This window comes from Psittacicella melopsittaci, assembly GCF_003585925.1.
GTDB lineage: Bacteria > Pseudomonadota > Gammaproteobacteria > Enterobacterales > Psittacicellaceae > Psittacicella > Psittacicella melopsittaci.
The window spans coordinates 1-22,060 of the sequence record NZ_NRJH01000069.1; the positions used below are offsets into that span (position 1 = coordinate 1).

The 22,060-nt window shown below is 34.6% G+C and carries 18 protein-coding genes; 11 read left to right on the forward strand and 7 right to left on the reverse strand.

Features of this window, described 5'->3' with window-relative positions; genetic code table 11:
* Positions 1–188 (reverse strand): GTP-binding protein (locus CJP74_RS07385; RefSeq protein ID WP_245958051.1); only part of this gene is annotated, 188 nt, incomplete at its 3' end.
* A 258-nt stretch (positions 189–446) separates the two neighbouring features.
* Here CJP74_RS07385 and CJP74_RS07390 point away from each other — a divergent pair.
* The 4 genes from CJP74_RS07390 (at position 447) to nhaA (ending at position 4,830) form a co-directional block, all read left to right on the forward strand.
* Positions 447–1,922, forward strand: a complete 1,476-nt coding sequence (locus CJP74_RS07390) for an aminoacyl-histidine dipeptidase (RefSeq protein ID WP_119497815.1) — start codon at positions 447–449, stop codon at positions 1,920–1,922.
* A 117-nt stretch (positions 1,923–2,039) separates the two neighbouring features.
* A complete protein-coding gene (gene ubiE / locus CJP74_RS07395) occupies positions 2,040–2,789 on the forward strand; it encodes a bifunctional demethylmenaquinone methyltransferase/2-methoxy-6-polyprenyl-1,4-benzoquinol methylase UbiE (protein WP_119497817.1) in 750 nt (249 codons plus the stop codon).
* Positions 2,786–3,580 (forward strand): thymidylate synthase, encoded by a 795-nt coding sequence (gene thyA, locus CJP74_RS07400; RefSeq protein WP_119497819.1) that lies wholly within the window; start codon positions 2,786–2,788, stop codon positions 3,578–3,580. Before ubiE ends, thyA begins: the two co-directional genes overlap by 4 nt.
* Before the next feature lie 47 nt (positions 3,581–3,627).
* Positions 3,628–4,830: a Na+/H+ antiporter NhaA gene (gene nhaA, locus CJP74_RS07405; RefSeq protein ID WP_119497821.1), complete on the forward strand. Its 1,203-nt coding sequence runs from the start codon at positions 3,628–3,630 to the stop codon at positions 4,828–4,830.
* Positions 4,831–4,924: 94 nt separating this feature from the next.
* Here the strand turns inward: nhaA and hemB are convergent, their stop codons facing one another.
* The 6 genes from hemB to CJP74_RS07435 form a co-directional block, all read right to left on the reverse strand.
* Entirely contained in the window at positions 4,925–5,935 is a 1,011-nt protein-coding gene (gene hemB, locus CJP74_RS07410; RefSeq protein ID WP_119497823.1) for a porphobilinogen synthase, read from the reverse strand.
* A 3-nt stretch (positions 5,936–5,938) separates the two neighbouring features.
* Positions 5,939–7,552 carry an AarF/UbiB family protein gene (locus CJP74_RS07415; RefSeq protein WP_222987019.1) on the reverse strand — a complete coding sequence of 538 codons (1,614 nt, stop codon included), beginning with the start codon at positions 7,550–7,552 and terminating at the stop codon, positions 5,939–5,941.
* Between the two features lie 100 nt (positions 7,553–7,652).
* Positions 7,653–8,336, reverse strand: coding sequence for an SCP2 sterol-binding domain-containing protein (locus tag CJP74_RS07420; protein ID WP_119497827.1), 684 nt, complete (start codon positions 8,334–8,336; stop codon positions 7,653–7,655).
* A gap of 86 nt (positions 8,337–8,422) precedes the next feature.
* Positions 8,423–9,775: a dihydrolipoyllysine-residue succinyltransferase gene (sucB, locus tag CJP74_RS07425; protein ID WP_119497829.1), complete on the reverse strand. Its 1,353-nt coding sequence runs from the start codon at positions 9,773–9,775 to the stop codon at positions 8,423–8,425.
* 24 nt (positions 9,776–9,799) lie between these two features.
* Positions 9,800–12,670 (reverse strand): 2-oxoglutarate dehydrogenase E1 component, encoded by a 2,871-nt coding sequence (locus CJP74_RS07430; protein WP_222987021.1) that lies wholly within the window; start codon positions 12,668–12,670, stop codon positions 9,800–9,802.
* Between the two features lie 74 nt (positions 12,671–12,744).
* Positions 12,745–13,656, reverse strand: a complete 912-nt coding sequence (locus CJP74_RS07435) for a class II glutamine amidotransferase (RefSeq protein WP_119497833.1) — start codon at positions 13,654–13,656, stop codon at positions 12,745–12,747.
* Positions 13,657–13,849: 193 nt separating this feature from the next.
* Between CJP74_RS07435 and ubiD the strand changes: the two genes are divergently transcribed.
* From ubiD to fabF, 7 genes are all read left to right on the forward strand, one after another.
* The gene (gene ubiD / locus CJP74_RS07440) at positions 13,850–15,322 is read left to right on the forward strand and encodes a 4-hydroxy-3-polyprenylbenzoate decarboxylase (protein WP_119497835.1); all 1,473 of its coding nucleotides are present in this window, start codon (positions 13,850–13,852) and stop codon (positions 15,320–15,322) included.
* A gap of 245 nt (positions 15,323–15,567) precedes the next feature.
* Entirely contained in the window at positions 15,568–16,695 is a 1,128-nt protein-coding gene (gene guaB / locus CJP74_RS07445) for an IMP dehydrogenase (RefSeq protein ID WP_119497837.1), read from the forward strand.
* Positions 16,696–16,792: 97 nt separating this feature from the next.
* Positions 16,793–18,367: a glutamine-hydrolyzing GMP synthase gene (guaA, locus tag CJP74_RS07450; protein WP_119497839.1), complete on the forward strand. Its 1,575-nt coding sequence runs from the start codon at positions 16,793–16,795 to the stop codon at positions 18,365–18,367.
* A 175-nt stretch (positions 18,368–18,542) separates the two neighbouring features.
* Positions 18,543–19,478 carry an ACP S-malonyltransferase gene (gene fabD, locus CJP74_RS07455; RefSeq protein ID WP_119497841.1) on the forward strand — a complete coding sequence of 312 codons (936 nt, stop codon included), beginning with the start codon at positions 18,543–18,545 and terminating at the stop codon, positions 19,476–19,478.
* Positions 19,479–19,491: 13 nt separating this feature from the next.
* The gene (fabG, locus tag CJP74_RS07460) at positions 19,492–20,220 is read left to right on the forward strand and encodes a 3-oxoacyl-ACP reductase FabG (protein ID WP_119497843.1); all 729 of its coding nucleotides are present in this window, start codon (positions 19,492–19,494) and stop codon (positions 20,218–20,220) included.
* 227 nt (positions 20,221–20,447) lie between these two features.
* Positions 20,448–20,684: an acyl carrier protein gene (acpP, locus tag CJP74_RS07465; protein WP_119497845.1), complete on the forward strand. Its 237-nt coding sequence runs from the start codon at positions 20,448–20,450 to the stop codon at positions 20,682–20,684.
* A gap of 90 nt (positions 20,685–20,774) precedes the next feature.
* Positions 20,775–22,019 carry a beta-ketoacyl-ACP synthase II gene (gene fabF, locus CJP74_RS07470; RefSeq protein ID WP_119497847.1) on the forward strand — a complete coding sequence of 415 codons (1,245 nt, stop codon included), beginning with the start codon at positions 20,775–20,777 and terminating at the stop codon, positions 22,017–22,019.
* Positions 22,020–22,060: the final 41 nt, after the last annotated feature.

Here is a 22,060-nt window from a genome sequence, read left to right on the forward strand (position 1 = left end):
ATTGTGATACCACGTGCTTTCTCTTCTGGAGCGTTATCGATTTGATCGAATGCACGAGCAGCACCACCGAAGTGTTTTGCTAATACAGTTGTAATAGCAGCTGTTAAAGTTGTTTTACCATGGTCAACGTGACCGATTGTACCTACGTTTACGTGCGTTTTGTTACGTACGAACTGTGACTTAGCCATTTTTTCTCCTAGAAATTCACACTAAAAAGTGTGAAGACTATTGAAAGTTAAATTAAATTAATTATTTGTAATAAAAAAAGGAACTAATAATATTATACTAGAAATCCTTTTATCTTGCACAAATATAAATATTTGCCCGATTATTATATATCTTTTTAGCAAGAAGGCAATAATTTTGTAATTATTGTTGATTTAACCTTGTAAACTTGCTAAATTATTATTAATGAAAACTAATTTTCTTAAGGTAGTATTCTTCTTATGAAAGCAACTATTACAGACTTAAAACCCCAATTACTTTGGAAATGGTTTGATACAATTTGCTCAATTCCACATCCAAGTTATCATGACCAAGCCCTAGTAGATTATATTTATAATTGGGCTCAAGAGAAAAATTTATGGGTTGAAAAAGATCAAGCTGGCAATTTATTAATTCGTAAACCAGCTACTCCAGGCTATGAAAATGTCCCTTCAATTGCCTTCCAAGCCCATGTAGATATGGTGCCACAAGCAGACTCCCATAAACAGCATGATTTTCTCAAAGATCCTATTACCACGGTAATTAACGGAGAATATCTTTACGCAGATAATACAACTTTAGGGGCTGACAATGGTATAGGTGTAGCTTCTATTTTAGCTTTACTAGAAGATGATAGCATTGAGCATGGTCCAATCGAAGGTTTATTAACTCGTAATGAAGAAGTAGGTATGGAAGGGGTGTTAGGTTTAGCCGAAAATTGGTTAGAATCTCAATATCTTGTAAATACTGATACTGAAGAATGGGGACACCTTTATTTAGGTTGTGCAGGTGGTATTGATCTCTCTTTCCACAAAGAATATAACTTTAAACCTCTAAAAGATGGGGCTAAAGTATTTAAAATTTCTTTAAAAGGCTTCCGCGGTGGACATTCAGGTGTAGATATTCACACTAACCGTGAAAGTGCAATTAAATACTTAAGTAAGCTTCTATTTGCTTTATATCGTGAAGTTAAATTCAACTTTGTTGATTTATATGCAGGACAAGCAAGAAATGCTATCCCACGTGAAGCTTATGCAACAGTTTCAGTAACGGCTGAAAATGAAAGTAAATTTGTTCAAGCTTTTGCTGAGGTACAAGAAAAACTTACTTCTATTTTTAAACTTGCCGAACCAAATGGTTCTTACAGCTTAGACCAGTTAGAAGCTACACCTGAGTTAACACGTTTAAGTTGCTCGGATATGCCTAACTTATTAAATTTCTTAGTTTTAGTTCCAAATGGCGTATTAAGAAATTCTGATGAGTTTGCAGGGGTAGTGGAAACCTCTCAGTCTGGTGGGGTATTACGTCTAAATCCTGAAGAAGGTTTTAAATATCAAATCCTAGCTCGTTCTTTAAATGACACAGCAAACAAAATCTACAGCGATGAAATGTTTGCTTTAGCAGATTTAACGGGAATTGGTTTAACCGCTTCGGGCTTCTATTCAGGTTGGACTCCTTCTTTAAATGAGTTTACTAAATTTGTTGAAGAAGAATACAAAAAAGCAACTAAATCTGATATTGAAGTAAAAGTTATGCATGCAGGATTAGAATGTGGCATTCTTCAAGGTCACTATCCTGACATTAAAATAGTTTCTATCGGTCCAGATATTCACAATCCTCATACTCCAAAAGAGCGTGTGCATATTGGCTCAGTAGAAAAGTACTATAACCTTCTTGTGAGTATTTTAAAGAATTTTAAATCCGCACAGAATGTTTAGCATAAAAATAAAAGGGTAAATTGGAAGGTAATGAATCTATTTCGTTACCTTTTTTAAAATCCCCTCTGCTTTTTTCCTGCTCGAGGTGTTATAATCTAGGGTAGATAGGAGCTCATAATGTCAAACAATAAATATACAGATTTTGGTTTTAAACAAATACCAATTGAACAAAAAGAGCAACTTGTTGCCGGTGTTTTTGACTCAGTAGCGCAAAAATACGATTTAATGAATGATATTTTATCTTTTGGTATTCACCGCAGTTGGAAAAAGCATACCATTAACTGTAGTGGAGCTAAAGCAGGAGATAAGATCTTAGACTTAGCTGGGGGTACAGGAGATTTTACCGAAAAATTTAGTAAAATCGTAGGCTCTACAGGTGAGGTTATATTATCAGACATTAATGCTAATATGCTGTCTGTTGGAAAAGAAAGACTTACTAACAAGGGAATTGTTAGTAATGTTAGATTTGTACAAGCAAATGCTGAACAATTACCTTTTGAAGATAATTACTTTGATGTAATTGTTATTAGTTTTGGCTTAAGAAATGTAACAAATAAAGACAAAGCATTAGCAGAAATGCACCGAGTTCTTAAAGTAGGCGGTAGAGCTTTAGTTCTAGAGTTCTCTAAACCGACTAACCAACTTTTAGAATCAGTTTACAATGTTTACTCTTTTCAACTTTTACCATTAATTGGCGATATAGTTGCCAATGATGCAGATTCTTATCGTTACTTAGCAGAAAGCATAAGAAAGCACCCTGACCAAGAAACGTTAAAACAAATGATGATTGATGCTGGTTTTTCCCAGGTGGGTTATCAAAACCTTACTGGCGGCATCACCGCTTTACACAGAGGTTTTAAATTTTGAAGCAGTACTTAGATCTTCTCAAACATATTAAGGAAAATGGCGAATTTAAATCTGACCGTACAGGTACAGGTACCTACTCTATTTTTGGACATCAAATGAGATTTGATTTAAGTAAAGGCTTCCCTTTAGTTACAACTAAAAAAGTTCACTTAAAATCAATTATCTATGAATTACTTTGGTTCCTAAAAGGGGATACAAATATTAAATACCTCAATGAACATAAAGTAACTATTTGGGATGAATGGGCAGATGAAAATGGTGATTTAGGTCCAATTTATGGCAAACAATGGGTTGCATGGGAATCTAAAGACGGTCGTACCATTAACCAAATTGAACAAGCTATCGAACAAATTAAAAACAATCCAGATAGTCGTCGTATCATTGTAAGTGCGTGGAATGTTGGAGACTTGGATAAAATGGCTTTAGCGCCGTGCCATTCATTTTTCCAATTTTACGTAAATAATGGCAAATTATCTTGTCAGTTATATCAAAGATCTTGCGATGTTTTTCTAGGTTTACCTTTTAACATAGCTTCTTATGCTTTACTTGTACATATGGTAGCTCAACAGTGTGATCTTGAAGTAGGTGAATTTGTTTGGACTGGTGGTGATGTACATATTTACTCTAACCACCAAGAACAAGTTGAACTCCAATTAACTCGAGAACCATACCCATTACCTCAACTTATAATTAAACGTAAACCAGAATCTATTTTTGATTACGATTTTGATGATTTTGAAGTTGTAAACTATCAAAGTCATAAAGCTATTAAAGCACCAGTGGCGGTGTAACATAACCTTAAAAACTAATATATAAATTCGAAAAGGCAATTACTTTTATGCGAAAATTTAAGCATTTCTTTAGTAATGAAGCTGCGGGTGGGATTGTTTTAATAATTTGTGCTGCACTTGCATTAATTGTAGCAAATATACCTTCTCTTCAAGCTATCTACAATAAATTCTTACATTTCTACATTGACGTTAGTATTGGAAGTTTTAGCTTCATTCACTTAAGCTTTGAGCACTTTGTCAATGACGCATTAATGGCTATTTTCTTTATTACAGTAGCTATTGAAATTAAACATGAAATGTTACACGGTCACCTTTCTACGTTTAAACAAGCAAGCTTCCCATTCTTTGGTGCTTTAGGTGGAATGGTTGTTCCTATTTTAATTTACTTTGCTATAACCTTCCATGATCCTGCTTTAATTCATGGGGCGGCTATTCCAATGGCTACGGATATAGCTTTTGCTATTGGGGTTCTTTCTCTTCTTGGGAAATTAGTTCCACCAGCAATGAAAGTATTCCTCTTAGCTTTAGCAGTAATTGATGATCTGGGTGCAATTATTGTAATTGCAATTTTCTATACTACAGATCTAAGTTTTACTCATCTAGGTATTGGCGTTTTAGCGTTAGTAGCTATGTTTGTTTTAAACAGATACCTCAATGTAAGAGCAATTACTCCGTACGCTCTTCTAGGTATTATTACTTGGTACTGTTTCTTACACTCAGGTGTACACGCTACTATTGCAGGGGTATTAACAGGCTTCTTATTACCAAACCGTGATATTAATGGTGTTAACCCTTCGAACTCAGTATTAACATACTTTAGCCCTTACGTTAAATGGTTAATTATTCCAATCTTTGCTTTTGTAAACTCAGGTGTTTCTCTTGGTGACGTAAGCAATGCTATTGGTGATAACTTACACTTAATCCTAGGTATTTTCGCTGGTCTATTTATTGGTAAACCAGTTGGGGTATTCCTCTTTACCTATGTTGCTTCTAAGTTAGGAATTACCCAAAAACCACAATCTATGACATGGGATATGACATTCTTTGTTGGTATTATTTGTGGTATTGGTTTTACTATGTCAATCTTCATTGTAAACCTAAGCTTCCCAGGTGTAACTATGGAAGAGCGTACTCATATTGATATAGCTCGTCTAAGTATTCTTGGAACTTCAACTATTGCAGCTGTTGTTGGTTTAGTTTTAACACGTTGGAACCTGTTAAAACACAATAAGAAACTAAACAAAGCTTAATTTAATTTGTCCTCTGCTCTAAATTAGAGCAGAGGATATTTTTTTACTCTAAAAAAAAGACCAGCCTGAATTATCAAGCTGGTTTTTTGTTATTCTATTTTTCTTTTAGCCATTTAGCAACTTCTGGGGCACAGTATGTTAGGATACCATCACAACCTGCACGTTTGAAACAGAGCATAGTTTCAAGAACTGATTTTTTATAATCTAACCAGCCATTACTTGCAGCTGCCTTTAACATGGCATATTCCCCTGAAACATGGTAAGCAAAAGTTGGGACACGGAATGTATCCTTTACTTGACGAACTATATCAAGATAAGGCAATCCAGGTTTTACCATTACCATGTCCGCCCCTTCATTTAGATCTAAAGCAACTTCATGTAATGCTTCATCAGCGTTAGCTGGATCCATTTGATAGGTAAACTTATCTGCTCCTTTTAAGTTGCCTGTAGAACCTACAGCATCTCTAAATGGTCCATAAAATACCGAAGCATATTTTGCTGCATAAGACATTATCTGCACATTATGGTGTCCATTCACTTCAAAAGCATATCTTAAAGCGCCAACTCTTCCGTCCATCATATCTGAAGGAGAAATAATATCTGCCCCCGCTTCAATATGACTTAGAGCTTGTTTAACTAGCACTTCGATAGTTTTGTCATTTAAAACATAACCATTTTCATCAATAATGCCATCTTGTCCATGGGTAGTATATGGATCTAATGCAACATCGGTCATTATCCCTAATTCAGGTAGTTCTTTTTTAAGAGCTCGAATACAACGTTGCACTAGACCTTCAGGATTATAAGCTTCTTCAGCTTCTAGAGATTTATTTGATTCTATTACAGGGAATAAATCAATTACCTTTATTCCATCTGCAAACCATTCTTTTGCACTTTCAACAAGTAAATCTATTGATAGACGAAACTGTCCAGGCATAGAAGGAATTTCTTCTTTACGATTTTCACCTTCTAAGACAAACACTGGATAGATTAAGTCATCTGCTGTTAAAGTATTTTCACGCACAAGACTGCGAGCAAAGTCACTTTTACGATTACGACGTAAACGGACTCTAGGATATGGTCGGTTTAAAATATTTAAACTCATAAACTAAACAAACAAACTTAAGATAAAGAAAATAAAAATTAACGCAGTTATAATTAGCGAAATTATAGACCACACACTCATACCTAGAGTAAAAAACAATCCAGTAAATAAAGCACTTATAACCGTAACGAGAAGTAACAGTAAACGCTGATTATTTTTTTGGCTTTTATAAACTCTATTTTCAAGAGTATTTAGCTTAAGCAATATTTGCTGATGATTATCAAATACTCGGTACATATCATCAGAGACATAACTCATAAAGTTTAAAAATTGTGGCATACTTGCAAAGGCTTTAGTAGCTTGATTTTTTAAACTATATTCACGAGCAAACCACTCTTCAAGAATAGGTTTTGCCGTCTCCCACAAGTTTAATTGGGGATAGACATTACGTCCCATGGCTTCTACATACACTAGTGTTTTTTGTAAAAGAATTAGTTGCGGTTGCACTACCATATTAAAATTTCTTGCTACCGTAAATAAATTCTTTAATACCGCACTAAAGCGAATTTCATTGAGAGATTTGTTAAAAAGCGGATCTAAAGAGTAAGATATTTGCCGTTCAAATTCATTAACATCAACCTTACCTCTAATCCAACCTGAATTAACATGCAACTCAGCTATTTTTCTATAGTCGCGACGGAAAAAAGCAATTAGATTTTCAACTAAATACTTTGTATCAAGTGGAGTTAAACTTCCGACAATACCAAAGTCTATAGCAATATAAGTTGGGTCTTGTGGATTATTAATATTTGCAAATATATTTCCAGGATGCATGTCCGCATGGAAAAAATTAAACTCTAGTAATTGACGGAAAAATATTTCCACTCCACGTTTAGCGAGTAATTCACAATCAACCTTATTATCAATTAAAACTTGATGATTATTGATTGAGGTACCAAAAATTCGTTCGGAAATAAACCAATCTTTTGTGGCACAAAAGATTTTTGGTACATAGAGAATGTGCGAATTTAGCCAGTGATTACGTAAAGTTTGACCATTACCTGCTTCACAGGTCAAGTCTAACTCAGCTTTAAAATTCGCTTCTAACTCATCTACTATTTCACTACCACGCAATCTATTAGTTTGATCAACATACTGAGCAATAAAGTTAAATAAGTTACGAATTAATTTTAATTCAACTTGCACCCTCTCGCGCACACCTGGACGCAAAATTTTAATAACTACAGGTATAGACTCTTGAGAAAAATCAAAATCTGTAGTTTCATTAAAAATTACGCCTTGAGTTTGCTTACTTTTACTTTCAAGGTAAGCTTTATACTCTCTTAGATTTAGATTAGCTGCATATACTTGAGCAATAGAAGCACTTGCCAAAGGTTGGGAAGAGAAATTATCTAAAAGACTGGCAAAGTCAACTTGTAAATCCCTTTCTAAGGTTTGTTTTATGTGCTTTACGTTCGAAGGGGTAGTTTTTTCTTGTAATTGTTTTAATTCAGTAGTTATTTGATCATCAAAAAAGTCGTCTTGAATAGACAACAGTTGCCCTAGTTTTATCCAAATTGGACCTAACTCTTCAAGAGTTAATCTAAGCCTTACCCCAATGCTACTACTTGCATGTTTAGCTGGAACCCAAAAATAAAATAAAGAAAGCCAACGCATGACCTTCAAACCTTTATTTTTACGCAAGTAGCTATCTATACGATAACGGCGGAGGATAAAACCAATTAGCAACAAGCGAAACAGGCTTTGCATTATTAACCTACTTAATTTGTTTAATAAAGCTATTTAAAATTTGTTTTGCATTAGGCAATTTATTTTCAATTAAATCTTGAATTGGATTTGCTTTGCTTTCTTTATTTGCTTCTAAAGAATCATCACGAAATGGATCTGCATTAGTTGAAGAAGTGTTGCTAAACTGATGTACATTTGCATCATTAACAAAACTTGCTACATTACCAAGAAGTTTATTAGCTTGCTTTCCAGCTCTTGTAACAAAATACGCAGGAACATCACCAATATATTTACTTAATACATTTTCTGAAGAAAAATCAACGCGCGAAGCAAAGTTAATTAAACTAATTAAAAGGGCATTATCACCTTCAATGTTTAATTTATTTTGTTTTATTAAAGATTCTACATCTTCATTTTTATTAACTAGACTAGCAATTGAATATTGCGAGGTTTTAATTAATAAGTCTATTTTATGTTGATCAATTTCACTAACGCGAGATAACTCTACTTGGTCGCTAAAGTTTAAGCGATAAAATAAGTTCAAATCCGTAACATTAAAGTAAATATTTTTATTACGTAAATTTAAATAATCTGATGTGTTTTTTAAGTTCTCTGGAACAATAAAATCTAATGTTTGATTTGCAAATGCAACTATTTTGTCATTTACAATATCATTTTTAATAAAGTTAAAAAATATAGATACTAAATTCACTGTCTCACCCTAGTTTAAATCTCTCGTATATTATACAAGTCCAAGGCTTTAAATTCACGATTTATCGCCTTGGACTTGAAAAAATATTATATCGCTAAAAGAATTTGTGTCGGATCTTCAAGTAATTCTTTTACTTTTACGAGGAAACGAACAGAATCTTTCCCATCAATTAAGCGGTGATCATAAGAAAGAGCTATATACATCATTGGACGTATAACAATCTGATCATCGACAACTACAGGACGTTTTTTAATTCCGTGCATCCCTAAGATTGCTGATTGAGGTGGGTTAATAATTGGGGTTGAGAATAATGACCCAAATACACCCCCATTGGTAATAGTAAAGTTACCACCTGTCATATCTTCGATAGTTAACTTATTATTGTTACCTTTGGCAGCTAGTTCTGCAATTTCCCTTTCGATATCTGCAAGTGATTTATTTTCTGTATTACGTAATACTGGAGTTACTAAGCCACGTTCAGTTGATACGGCAATAGAAATATCAGTTGTATTTGAATAAACTATATCGTCACCTTCAATACAAGCTGAAATAATTGGGAACTCTTTCATAGCTTCTGAAACAGCTTTTACGAAAAAGCTCATAAAACCTAAACGGATATTATGTTTTTTCTGGAATTTTTCTCCATAAGCCTTACGTATGTCAATAATACTTTGTAAGTCAACTTCGTTAAAAGTTGTTAACATCGCAGTACTGTTTTTTGACTCTAATAAACGTTGAGCAATATGCTTACGAATATTTGTCATAGGTACACGAGTTTTGAATGGGTTTACGGCAGCATTAATTTGACGTAATTTAATTTCATTAGCAATTACACGTGGTGGTAATTTATTACGTAAGTAGGTTTCTACCTCATCTGAAGTAATACCATGTTCATTAATTAATCTACGAGCACTTGGACCAAGATTAACTTTTTCTGCAGCTAAAGAGTAATCATTTTCTTTATTTAACGCAGCTGGTCTAACTACTTCTGGTTCACGAGCAGGTTTTGTAGCTGGTGCAGGTTTAGCTTCAGGAGCTGGAGCTATTTTAGCTTCTACTACTGGAGTTGGAGCTGATTTAGCTTCTACTACTGGTGTTGGAGCAGGTTTAGCTTCTACTACAGGAGTAGGTTTAACTTCTGGAGTTGGCTCTGCTGTTACTTCCGGAGCAGGTTTAGCTTCAACTTTTTGACTTGCTTCAACTACTTGGAACTTAGCAATTAATTGTTCAGTAAAAATTGTTGCTCCCGCGTGTTCAACAAACTCGGTAATAAAACCATCTTCGGGTGCAGAAACTTCAAAAGAAACTTTATCACTTTCTACTACTGCAATAGTTTCACCAGCTTCTACTTGTTGTCCTACTTCAACTAACCATTGGTGCAATTCTGCATTAGCTACAGATTCTGGAAGAAGCGGACCTTTAATATCAATAATACTCATTGTAGACCTTATATTTTTATACCTTTAGATAAAGAAGTTATTTAAACTATCTAACTTAGCTAAAATTTGTTCTAATTCTTCTTTGCTGGTTTTTGGATAACCTGTTGCCGTGGTTGCACTAGCTTTACGACCATTATAGCCAATATGAACCTTACCTATTCTATCTTTAATTAAATTAATTATGTATGGTAATGCAAAATTCCAGTAACCTTGGTTTTCAGGTTCATCTTGCACAATTTCAACTAAAGTTAGATTTTTCATTTTATCTATAACTTTTTTGATTTCTTTTTCCGGGAACGGATAAAGTTGTTCTAGATGTAAATGATAGATCTCTGATTTATCTAACTCTTTAAGTTTTTGCTCAACATCATAACGAATTCGTCCAGAGGTGATAATTAATTTTTCAATCTTATCACTTGGTTTTTTACTATCGTAAATAACTGTTTCAAATTTAGAACTCGTTATATCATTAATGCTAGCACTTGCATTATCTAATCTTAATAAAGATTTAGGAGTAAATACAACTAAAGGTTTTTTATATTCTGAAAGACCTTGATTAACAAGTAGGTGATACATATTTTTTGCTTCAGTTGGAATTACAACTCGCATATTATTATCAGCACATAATTGTAAGAAACGCTCAACTCTACCGCTTGAGTGCTCTGCACCTTGTCCTTCATAACCATGAGGTAATAATAAAGTTAACCCTGAAACTTGATTCCATTTAGTTTCACCAGAAACAATAAACTGATCAATTATAGGTTGAGCTCCATTAGCAAAGTCACCAAATTGAGCTTCCCAGATTACTAAGCTATTTGGCTCACTAATACTATAACCATATTCAAAACCTAATACCCCACATTCGGTTAAGGTAGAATCCCAGATTTCAAATTTTGTGTTATAGTCTTTTGCTAATTTAAGCAGAGGGATGTAATCATTTGTTTTGTTAAAACTACATAAAACAGCCGCACGGTGGAAGAAAGTCCCACGACCTACATCTTCACCACTTAAACGGATATTTTTCCCTTGTTGCATTAAAGTCGCATAAGCTAATAACTCTACTTGCCCCCATTGTAATTTAGCATCTGTATCTAAAGACTCATTACGCAGATTATACATTCGAGCTACTGTATTAGAGAGCTCAAAAGAATCAGGCACATAACATAATTCTTTACCTAAATCTTTAAGTTCACGATTTGAAAGACGAGCATACTCAGTTAATTTGAAGTCATCTTTGTGAACTAATTTAGTATGTTTGTGGAAACCTTTTTGATAATCTTCGTTTTTGCTAAATTTGAGGTTATTTATTTCAAGAGTCTCAGTAGCTGAGTTGTACTCTTTATAGTATTTTTTGCGAATTGAATCTAGGTAATCAGCTTCAATAACCCCTTGTTGTTCAAGAGATTTAGCATAAATACTAGAAATTAACTCTTTTTCTTTAATTAATTGATATAGTTTTGGTTGAGTTACTGTTGGATCATCAGCTTCATTGTGACCTTGACGTCTATAACCAACTAGATCAATGAATACATCTTTTTTATAACGTTGACGGTATTTAAAAGCTAAGTAAGCAACTTTTGAAATAGCATCTAAATCTTCGGCATTTACATGGAAAATAGGTGCATCTATAGCTTTTGCTATATCGGAAGCATAAGTCGAAGATCTTACATCTTTAAGGTTATTGGTAGTAAAACCTATTTGGTTATTTAAGACAATATGAATGCCACCACCTACTGAATAACCTCGCGTATTTGACATATTTAGCGTTTCTTGTACTATCCCTTGACCAGCAACTGCTGAGTCCCCATGGATATAAATAGGCAGAACGTAATCAGTCCCTTTAGATACACCAAAGTCACCGCGATTGGTATACTCATCAAGTTTTTCTTCTTTGTTATAGGCTGAAATTTTTGCTCTTGCAGCTCCCATAACCACCGAACTTACAAATTCTAAGTGAGATGGGTTATACATAAGATGAGCATTGAGATAATTTACATATTTATTCTCAACAAGTTTATTTCGCGTTGACGAAGCTTGAGAGGTTTTAGTAAATATCGCACTGCGACCATAGTGGTATTTTACATCACCTGCAAATGAACTATCTAACTCATGTTTGCCTGCAAATAAATCATAAATTTCTTGCATTTGCATACCAAAGTGATTTGCAAGTACGTTTAAACGACCACGGTGTGCCATACCTACAATAATATCGCGGAGATTATTGTCACCACTTAAATTAAAGAGATTATCTAGCAGGACAACTAAAGACTCAGTACCTTCAAGAGAAAATCTTTTTGCTCCTGGATATTTATTATTTAAAACAATTTCAAATTGCTCAGCTCTTACTAAACGATTGAGCATACGAATTTTATCAACATAAGTATTTTCATGTTCGTATAGCTCTATTGCTTTAGTTAACCATTCTTTAGTTGCTAAATTTGAAATATGAGAAAACTCATAACCTATAGTAGAAGCATAAATGTAGCGGAGTTTTACATATAGATCCAATACTTTATATTTCTTTTGCCCTGCAAAAGGCACAAGTAGGGTTACATCCTGTTCAGGATGTAAATTGAAATCAATAAGATTAAATGGTGTACTTTGATTTCTTTTCCATAAGTTGAGAGGATCAATTTGAGCAATTAAATGCCCATAGTTTCTATAGGTTTCTATAAGATTGGCACAAGAAATATTTTCATGACCAGAAGTATTTACATAGTAACGGCTCTTTGTTACTTGTGAACTTTCTTCTAAATCGTGAAAAAGTTGAGCCCAGTTTGCATCTACACTCGACGGATCTGAAGCATACTGCTCGTATAGCTGTTCAATATACAATTGGTTAAACCCTGAAAGAGAAGTAGTGCTTAACCATTCTTCTAGAGATTTTCTCCACATGGCTTTTTTCCTATTTAGGGAAAAATAAGTCTTGTTGAAGAAAATAACAAGACTCATTTTATAAATTTAAAATCTTAGCTCAAAGCTGCTTGAGCACGTATAGCATCTTCGGTTCTATATTTAGCTTGTTCTTGATCAATTTGTTGTTGAACTTTACTAGATAGACCAGTAAGAGCTTCATATTTTTTATTAATCACGGAAGGGACACCGTTGTATGATAATTTTAGATCACCATTTTCAAATAAAAGAGTTTGTCCATTGGTCATCTTATGCCATTTTTCATCTGTTACAGGCATAGTACAAATAATTGTAACCTTATCATTCTTATTAGCGTAACAACTTAAGTTGATTACCCCACCATCATCAATACGACGGATTAAATTATCATCTTGAGCAGATCTACTTATCCAATATAAGTTAGTCGAGCAATGTGCAACTAAAAATTCACCATTAGAGACAACAAAGTTTAAAATACCTGCAGTTGAATAACTATCAGCAAATTTAGCAATGGCTAAAAATAAAGTATTTATATCAGGTTTACTTGGGAATTGCTGTTCAATAAATGAAGTTAAGTGAGCAAAAAACAGCTCACTGTCAGTTTCACCTACTACGCTTTGTTTTTCTCTTTCGGTTATATTTGGAAAGGTTTCTAAATGGCCATTATGACAAAAAACCCAGTTTTCACCCCAGAGTTCTCTTACAAAAGGGTGGCAATTTACTAATTTAGGGGCACCTGAAGAAGCTCTTCGAATATGAGCAATGATATTTTTGCTTTTTATTTGATAAATTCGAACTAAATTACGGACATAGGAATTATATCCTGCTTTATCGTCCTTTAATAGTCTGACATTATTGTGCTCTTCGAAAAAAGCTATTCCTGTACCATCTACGTTAGTCTCAGTTATTCCCGCACGATTGACAAAACCTTCAAAAGAAAAAGTTATATCAGTTGGCGAGTTTGAATTTAAGGCTAAAATTTGGCACATATCTCTACTGTTTTATAATTTTAATTTGGTTTTAGATTTTGCACAAAAATTCTGTTTTTTTTCTTTTGTGCTTTATATAATGATACCACTTAACGCTATATTTTTTTAGAGATTTACCAAAAATGTAATATAATTTTTTGATAACTCCACTTAAGTCTTAAGTACAGATCCAAATCTTGAAAAATATTTTATTATGAACTTTGATTCTTTACAAGATTTCACCGATTATTTAGAGGAAAAAAATCTCTTAAAGCGTATAAGTATCGAGGTAGATCCATATCTTGAAATGACTGAAATTTCAGATCGAACTTTACGTAAAGGTGGACCAGCCCTTCTTTTCGAAAAGGTTAAAGGCAGTGATACTCCTGTTTTAACCAATCTCTTTGGTACCGAAGAACGTATAGCTTTAGCTATGGGCTTAGAAAGCACAGCTCAACTCGAAAAATTTGGTGAACTTTTAGCTAAGCTAAAAGAACCAGAACCCCCAGAAGGTTTTTCTGATGCTATAGCTAAATTAGGTCTTTATAAAAATATTCTTCACATGCGCATTAAGCAAAAGAGCAAAGGAGAATGTCAAGAAATAGTTTATAAGGACAATCAAGTCGACTTAGATCGCATTCCAATTATGACCTGCTGGCCCGAAGATGCTGGCCCTTTAGTTACTTGGGGTCTTGTAGTTACTAAAGGTCCATACAAAAAGCGCCAAAATTTAGGCATCTATCGCATGCAAAAAATTGGCAAAAACAAGCTAATTATGCGTTGGTTGTCACATCGTGGTGGTGCTCTAGATTTTCAGGATTGGAAAAAAGAAAATCCAGGGAAAAAATTCCCTGTCTCTGTAGTACTTGGTGCCGATCCTGCAACTATAATTGCAGCGGTAACGCCTATTCCTGACACTTTATCAGAATATGCATTTGCTGGACTATTACGTCAAGCTCCAACTAAGGTAGTAAAATGTCTGAGCAATGACTTACAAGTTCCAGCTACTGCGGAAATTATTCTTGAAGGGTATTTAGATCCAGAAGAATTAGCAACCGAAGGTCCGTTTGGTGATCATACAGGATATTATAACGAAACCGAACAATTTCCTGTCTTTACGGTTACTAATATTACCACTAAGAAAAATCCTATTTACCATTCAACCTATACAGGTCGTCCACCAGATGAACCTGCAATTTTAGCTGTTGCCTTAAATCATGTGTTTACACCAATTCTACGCAAACAGTTTCCAGAAATTGTAGATTTTTATCTTCCACCTGAAGGTTGTTCTTATCGCATGGCTGTGGTTACGATTAAAAAAGAGTATCCAGGGCATGCTAAAAGGGTAATGTTTGGAGTATGGTCGTTCTTACGTCAATTTATGTACACCAAATTTGTCATAGTTTGTGACGACGATATAAATGCTCGCAGTTGGGATGATGTAATTTGGGCAATTACAACGCGAACTGACCCTGAACGTGATTTTACCATTATTAATAACACCCCAATTGACTATTTAGACTTTGCTTCTCCTGTTTCAGGTCTTGGCTCAAAACTTGGCATAGATGCTACAAGTAAATGGGAAGGTGAGACCACGCGCGAATGGGGAAGAGCTATAGTTAAAGATAAAAAAGTTGTAGAAAAAGTAGATCTTATTTGGGATCAACTTGGACTAGATCTTGATTAAGGCAAAAACACAACCTTAGCTTGAGGTTGTGTTTTTTTTTATTCTTGAAAATCACGCACTTAAGTAATATTTTTGTATTTTGTAATGCAAGAGTTAAAAAAATAGTATATAATATGCGCCAACTAATAAAGCAAAAATTGAAAAAATATGTTGTTTTTTCTTTCTTGTTGCAGTTAAGTGCTGATCAAATTTCAGCACTATTTTTATATAAATCAACAATAGCCGTAAAATACTAGAGAGACAATATGCTACGTATAAAATATGAAGGTGTTACTTTTGATGACGTTTTAATTATTCCTAGAGCTTCAACAGTTTTACCTAATACTGCTAATTTACAAACAAAATTAACAAAAAATATTGATCTAAATGTACCAATTATCTCTTCAGCTATGGATACTGTAACTGAGTATGAATTAGCAACATCTCTTGCTTTAATCGGTGGTGTTGGCTTCATTCACAAAAATATGTCTCCAGTAGAGCAAGCAAGACAAGTTGGTTTAGTTAAAAACTATTATGTAGACTTAGGCAAATACCCTAATGCTGCTGTAGACAAAGAAAATAAACTCCGTGTTGGAGCTGCTGTAGGTGCTGGCGATGGTAATGAAGAAAGAATTCGCTTACTTGTTGAAGCAGGTGTGGATGTAATTCTCATTGACTCATCACATGGTCACTCTGCTGGTGTAGTTAATCGTGTAAAACAAACCCGCAAAGATTATCCTGATTTAGATATCATTGCTGGTAATATTGCTACCGCTGAAGCAGCTATTGACTTAGTAGAAGCTGGTGCTTCGGCAGTTAAAGTTGGTATTGGTCCTGGATCTATTTGTACTACCCGTATTGTTACAGGATGTGGGGTACCGCAATTATCTGCAATTGATAATGCTGTAACTGCGATTAAACATACAGGTATTCCTGTAATTGCTGATGGTGGTATTCGTTACTCAGGTGATATAGTAAAAGCTCTTGTAGCTGGTGCTAGTTGCGTAATGCTAGGTTCTATTCTTGGGGCTACAGAAGAAGCTCCTGGAGAAAAATACGAAATGAACGGCAAAAGATACAAATCTTACCGTGGTATGGGATCTTTAGCAGCTATGTCAAAAGGCTCATCTGATCGTTACTTCCAATCAGATAATGCAAAAGATAAACTCGTTCCTGAAGGCGTTGAAGGTAGAGTAGAAATCAAAGGTAGCGTAGCTTACATAGTGCACCAATTAGTAGGTGGTATTCGTTCAGCTATGGGTCTATCTGGTTGTCCTACTATCGAAGCCTTAAATAACGAAGCAGAATTTGTTAAAGTATCTGGTGCTACATTAAGCGAAAGCCATGTGCATGGCATTATGCTTGAAAAAGTTCCTGATAACTATAGTAAATAGTTTTTTCTGAGCTAGTAAATTTACTAGCTCAATTTTTTATATTTCTAGTATAATAAGTAGAGCCTAATTTCAACTTACTCTTATAAAGTACATAAAGATGCAATCTAATATTTATAACGATAAAATCTTAATTCTAGATTTCGGTTCTCAGTATACTCAACTAATTGCCCGTCGTATTCGTGAAATTGGTGTGTACTGTGAGTTAGTATCTTGGGATATTGATGAACAATTTATTCGCGATTTTAATCCAAAAGGAATTATTTTAAGTGGTGGTCCTGAATCTACAACCGAAGAAAATAGTCCACGTGCTCCACAAGTAGTTTTTGAACTTGGCGTACCAGTTTTTGGTATTTGCTATGGTTTACAAACTATGATGGTTCAGTTTGGTGGCGTTGTTAGTTCTTCTGATACCCGTGAGTTTGGATACGCTAAAGTAGATGTAGTTGGTGACACTAGATTACTTGCAGGACTTAACGATCATCTCGATAGCAAACAACAAGCTCTTGATGTTTGGATGAGTCACGGAGACAAGGTTACAGAATTAGCTCCTAACTTTAATGTAGTGGCTAAAACTGACTCATGTCCTTTATGTGTAGTTGAACACGTAGAAAAACCATTTTTTGGTGTACAATTCCACCCAGAAGTTACACATACAAAATCTGGCTTAGACATTATTAAAAACTTTGTGTTTAAAATCTGTCAATGTGCTTCAGAATGGACACCAAAAAACATTATTGAAACAACTGTTGCCCAAATTAAAGAGCAAGTTGGTAACGATAAAGTTATCTTAGGTCTATCTGGTGGGGTTGACTCATCGGTAGCTGCTTTATTAATTCACAAAGCAATTGGGCAAAATTTACACTGTATTTTTATTGACAATGGTTTACTTCGTCTAAACGAAGGTGACCAAGTTATGGAAATGTTTGCAGGTAAATTTAACTTAAACATCAAACGTGTTAATGCCGAAGATCGTTTCTTAAGCGCTTTAGCAGGTGTTGATGAGCCAGAAGCAAAACGTAAAATTATCGGTAAAGTTTTTGTTGAAATCTTTGATGAAGAATCTCACAAAATCGAAGATGCAAAATGGTTAGGTCAAGGTACTATTTACCCAGACGTAATTGAATCAGCAGCTTCTAAAACTGGTAAAGCTCACGTAATTAAATCTCACCACAATGTTGGTGGTTTACCTGAAGACATGAAATTAGGTTTAGTTGAACCTTTAAATCAATTATTTAAAGATGAGGTTCGCCGTATTGGGGTTGAATTAGGCTTACCAGCGGAAATGCTAAATCGTCATCCTTTCCCAGGTCCGGGGCTAGGGGTACGTGTTTTAGGTGAAGTGAAAAAAGAATATTGTGATATCTTACGTAAAGCAGATGCTATTTTTATTGAAGAATTACATAAAGCAAATCTTTACTATGAAGTTTCACAAGCATTTGCCGTATTCTTACCTGTTAAATCAGTAGGTGTAATGGGTGATGGTCGTAAATACTCATGGGTACTTTCTTTAAGAGCAGTACAAACTATTGACTTTATGACCGCACATTGGGCACACTTACCGTATGACTTCTTAGGCTTAGTATCAAATCGTATTATTAATGAAATTGATAACGTGAGTCGTGTTGTTTACGATGTAAGTGGTAAACCACCTTCAACTATTGAATGGGAATAATTTCCTCAAAAAGGACTGTGTCATGTAGGCACAGTCTTTTTATTTTTGCCCATATTTAACTTATTTTTGCTATAATGTACTTGGTTTTTTGTACCATTGTTTTTATTTACTAGATTATCTAGCAGTTATAAAGCATGGTAAAATTATTTATTTTGTTGTAACTAGGAATATTTAAATGAAATTAGCATTTATCTTTCCAGGACAGGGATCTCAATCGCAAGGCATGTTAAAAGATCTTGCGGAAAAATACCCTGAAGTTTTAGATTACTTTAAACAAGCTTCTGATGTACTAGGTTATGACTTATGGGATGTTGTACAAAACGATCCTGAAAAACTTAGTAAAACTGAAGTTACGCAACCAGCTTTATTAACTTCAAGCTATGCGATTTTTAAAGTTATTGAAAAGGAATATCCGAATTTAAAACCTGAATATATGGCTGGCCATAGTCTAGGTGAATACTCAGCTCTAACATGTGCAGGCGTAATTGACTTCAAAGATGCAGTTAAACTTGTACAACTGCGTGGTAAATACATGCAAGAAGCTGTACCTACTGGCGGAGCAATGTATGCAATTTTAGGTTTAGAAGATCAAGTAATTATTGATACTTGTGCCAAAGTTCAAGCTGAAACTGGTAAAGTTATTTCTGCAGTAAACTTCAATAGTCCAGGACAAGTTGTTATTGCAGGTGATGCACAAGCTGCAGAACAAGCTGCTAACCTTCTAAAAGAAGCAGGAGCAAAACGTGCTGTACAATTAGCTGTATCTGTGCCTTCACACTGTAGCCTAATGCAACCAGCTGCGGACAATATGGCAAAAGAATTAGAAAAAATTACTTTCCATACTGCTAAGGTTCCTGTTGTACACAATACAGATCTATCAGTATCAACTACTAAAGAAGAGTACATTGCCGCTCTACTTAAACAATTAGTAGGTCCAGTTTTATGGACGCAAACAGTTGCTAAGTTAGCAGACCAAGATAGTGTTACTAATTTCTTAGAAGTTGGTCCAGGTAAAGTTTTAACAGGTTTAAGTGGTCGTATTAGCAAAAATGCAAGCTGTCAAGCTGTAAATACAGTTGCTAGTCTAGAACAATTACAAGAGTTAAATTAAGCGGAAAGTTTATATTATGACAAAAATCGCACTTGTTACTGGTGCTTCACGTGGTATCGGTAAAGCTATCGCCTTAGAATTAGCAGCTCGTGGCTGCACAGTTATTGGTACAGCAACTAGCGAGTCTGGTGCAAATAGCATAACTGAATACTTAGCTGGTAAAGGTGAAGGTATGGTTCTTAACGTAACTAATAAAGAATCACAAGCTGAACTTTTAAAAGCTATTAAAGAAAAATACGGTGATGTTGATATTCTTGTTAACAACGCTGGTATTACCCGTGATAAATTATTAATGCGTTTAAGTGACCAAGATTGGAACGATATTATTGAAACTAACTTAACACCTATTTTCCAATTAAGCCAAGCAGTAATGCGCCCTATGATGAAAAAAGGTTGGGGACGTATTATTAATATCGGTTCGGTAGTAGGTTTAACAGGTAATATTGGTCAAGCAAACTACTCAGCAGCAAAAGCAGGTGTTATTGGTTTTACTAAATCAATGAGCTTAGAAGTTGCTGGTAAAGGTGTAACCGTAAACGTAGTTGCACCTGGATTTATTGCAACAGATATGACTGACGTATTATCTGATGAAGTTAAAGCAAGTATTTTAGCTTCAGTTCCAGCAAAACGTTTAGGTACACCTGAAGAAGTTGCTAAAGCAGTTGCTTTCTTAGCTTCAGATGATGCTTCATATATTACAGGTCACACTTTAAGCGTAAATGGTGGTATGTACCAAGGTTAGTTTTTTAGAAAAATAATAAATTTTTCTAAATCTCTGTTTAATAGAGTAATTTTTTAAGCAGAACTCTACTAATTTGCCGCCTGTTTGTGATATAATATAAACCGAGTAAAAAATGCCGGTTTGGCATATATACAAACGATTATAGATTTTTATAAAACATCCGCTTTTTATAGTGGTATAATTTTTTATTTTTCAAGGTTTTATAGCCTTTACAGGATCAAAATAAAATGACTATTGAATCTCAAATTAAAAAAGTAATTGCAGAACAATTAAATATTTCTGATTTAGATCGTATCACTCCTGAAGCTTCTTTCACTGAAGATTTAGGTGCAGACTCTTTAGATACTGTTGAATTAGTAATGGCTTTTGAAGAAGAATTCAACATTTCAATCCCTGACGAAGACGCAGAGAAAATTACAACTGTTCAATCAGCTATTGATTACATCACTGCTCACTCAAAATAATAATTGTCTTATAACAAAATAATTGGTTAGCGGTCAATCCTGATTGACCGCTTTCTCTTTATTATATATTTTATTTTTACGGAGCTCTTGATGACTAAAAGAAGAGTTGTTGTTACAGGTATGGGTATTTTAAGCCCACTTGGTAATAACGTAGATCAAAACTGGGAAAATCTACTTGCTGGTAAAAGCGGTATTCGCTTGATTGATCATTTCGATACAACTAACTTTAGTACTAAATTTGCTGGTTTAGTAGAAAACTACGATCCAACAGAAGTAGCAGATGCAAAAGAACAGCGTAAAATGGATTTATTTATCCAATATGCTCTTTATGCAGGTAAACAAGCTCTTGAAGATGCTGGTCTAATTGATAAACTAGAGAGTTTAGATCTGCAACGCTTTGGTGTAGCAGTAGGCTCTGGTATTGGTGGTCTTGGCTATATTGAAAATAATGCCCGTTCATTATTTGAAAAAGGTCCAAGAAGAATCAGCCCATTCTTTATTGCTTCAGCTATTACTAATATGGCTGCTGGTCATTTATCTATTCGCTATGGTCTAAAAGGACCAAATATTGCTATTACCACAGCATGTACTACAGGTACACATAATATTGGTATGGCTGCTAAAATGATTGCTTACGGTGATGCTGATTTAATGTTAGCAGGTGGGGCTGAAAAAGCTTCTACTCAATTAGGTATTGGTGGCTTTGGTATTATGCACGCATTATCTAGCCGTAATGACAATCCACAAGCTGCTTCACGTCCTTGGGATAAAGACCGTGATGGTTTCGTATTAGGGGACGGTGCTGGTGTTTTAGTTCTTGAATCTTTAGATTCAGCTTTAGCACGTGGAGCAAAAATTTACGCTGAAGTTGTAGGCTTTGGTATGTCAGGTGATGGCTACCACATGACTTCACCACCAGAAAATGGTGAAGGTGCTCAACTAGCAATGGAAAATGCAATTCGTGATGCAGGTATTCAAGCAAGTCAAATTGACTATGTGAATGCTCACGGTACTTCTACACCAGTAGGTGATATTGCAGAAATCCGTGCTATTCAAACAGTTTTAGGTCAAGGTGATTATGTAGTTACTTCAACTAAATCTATGACAGGTCACTTATTAGGTGCTGCGGGTGCAATTGAAAGTATCTACTCTGTATTATCTTGTTACCACGATGTTATTCCGCCAACAATTAATTTAGAAAATCCTGAAGAAGAAATTACCTGTCGCATTGCGGCAAACCAAAAAGTTGATAAAGTAGTAAACTACGCAATCAACAATAACTTTGGTTTTGGTGGTACTAACGCTTCTATTATTTTCAAAAAATATGTAGGCTAAAATAAAAGACCTTGAAGAGTTTCTTCAAGGTCTTTTATTTT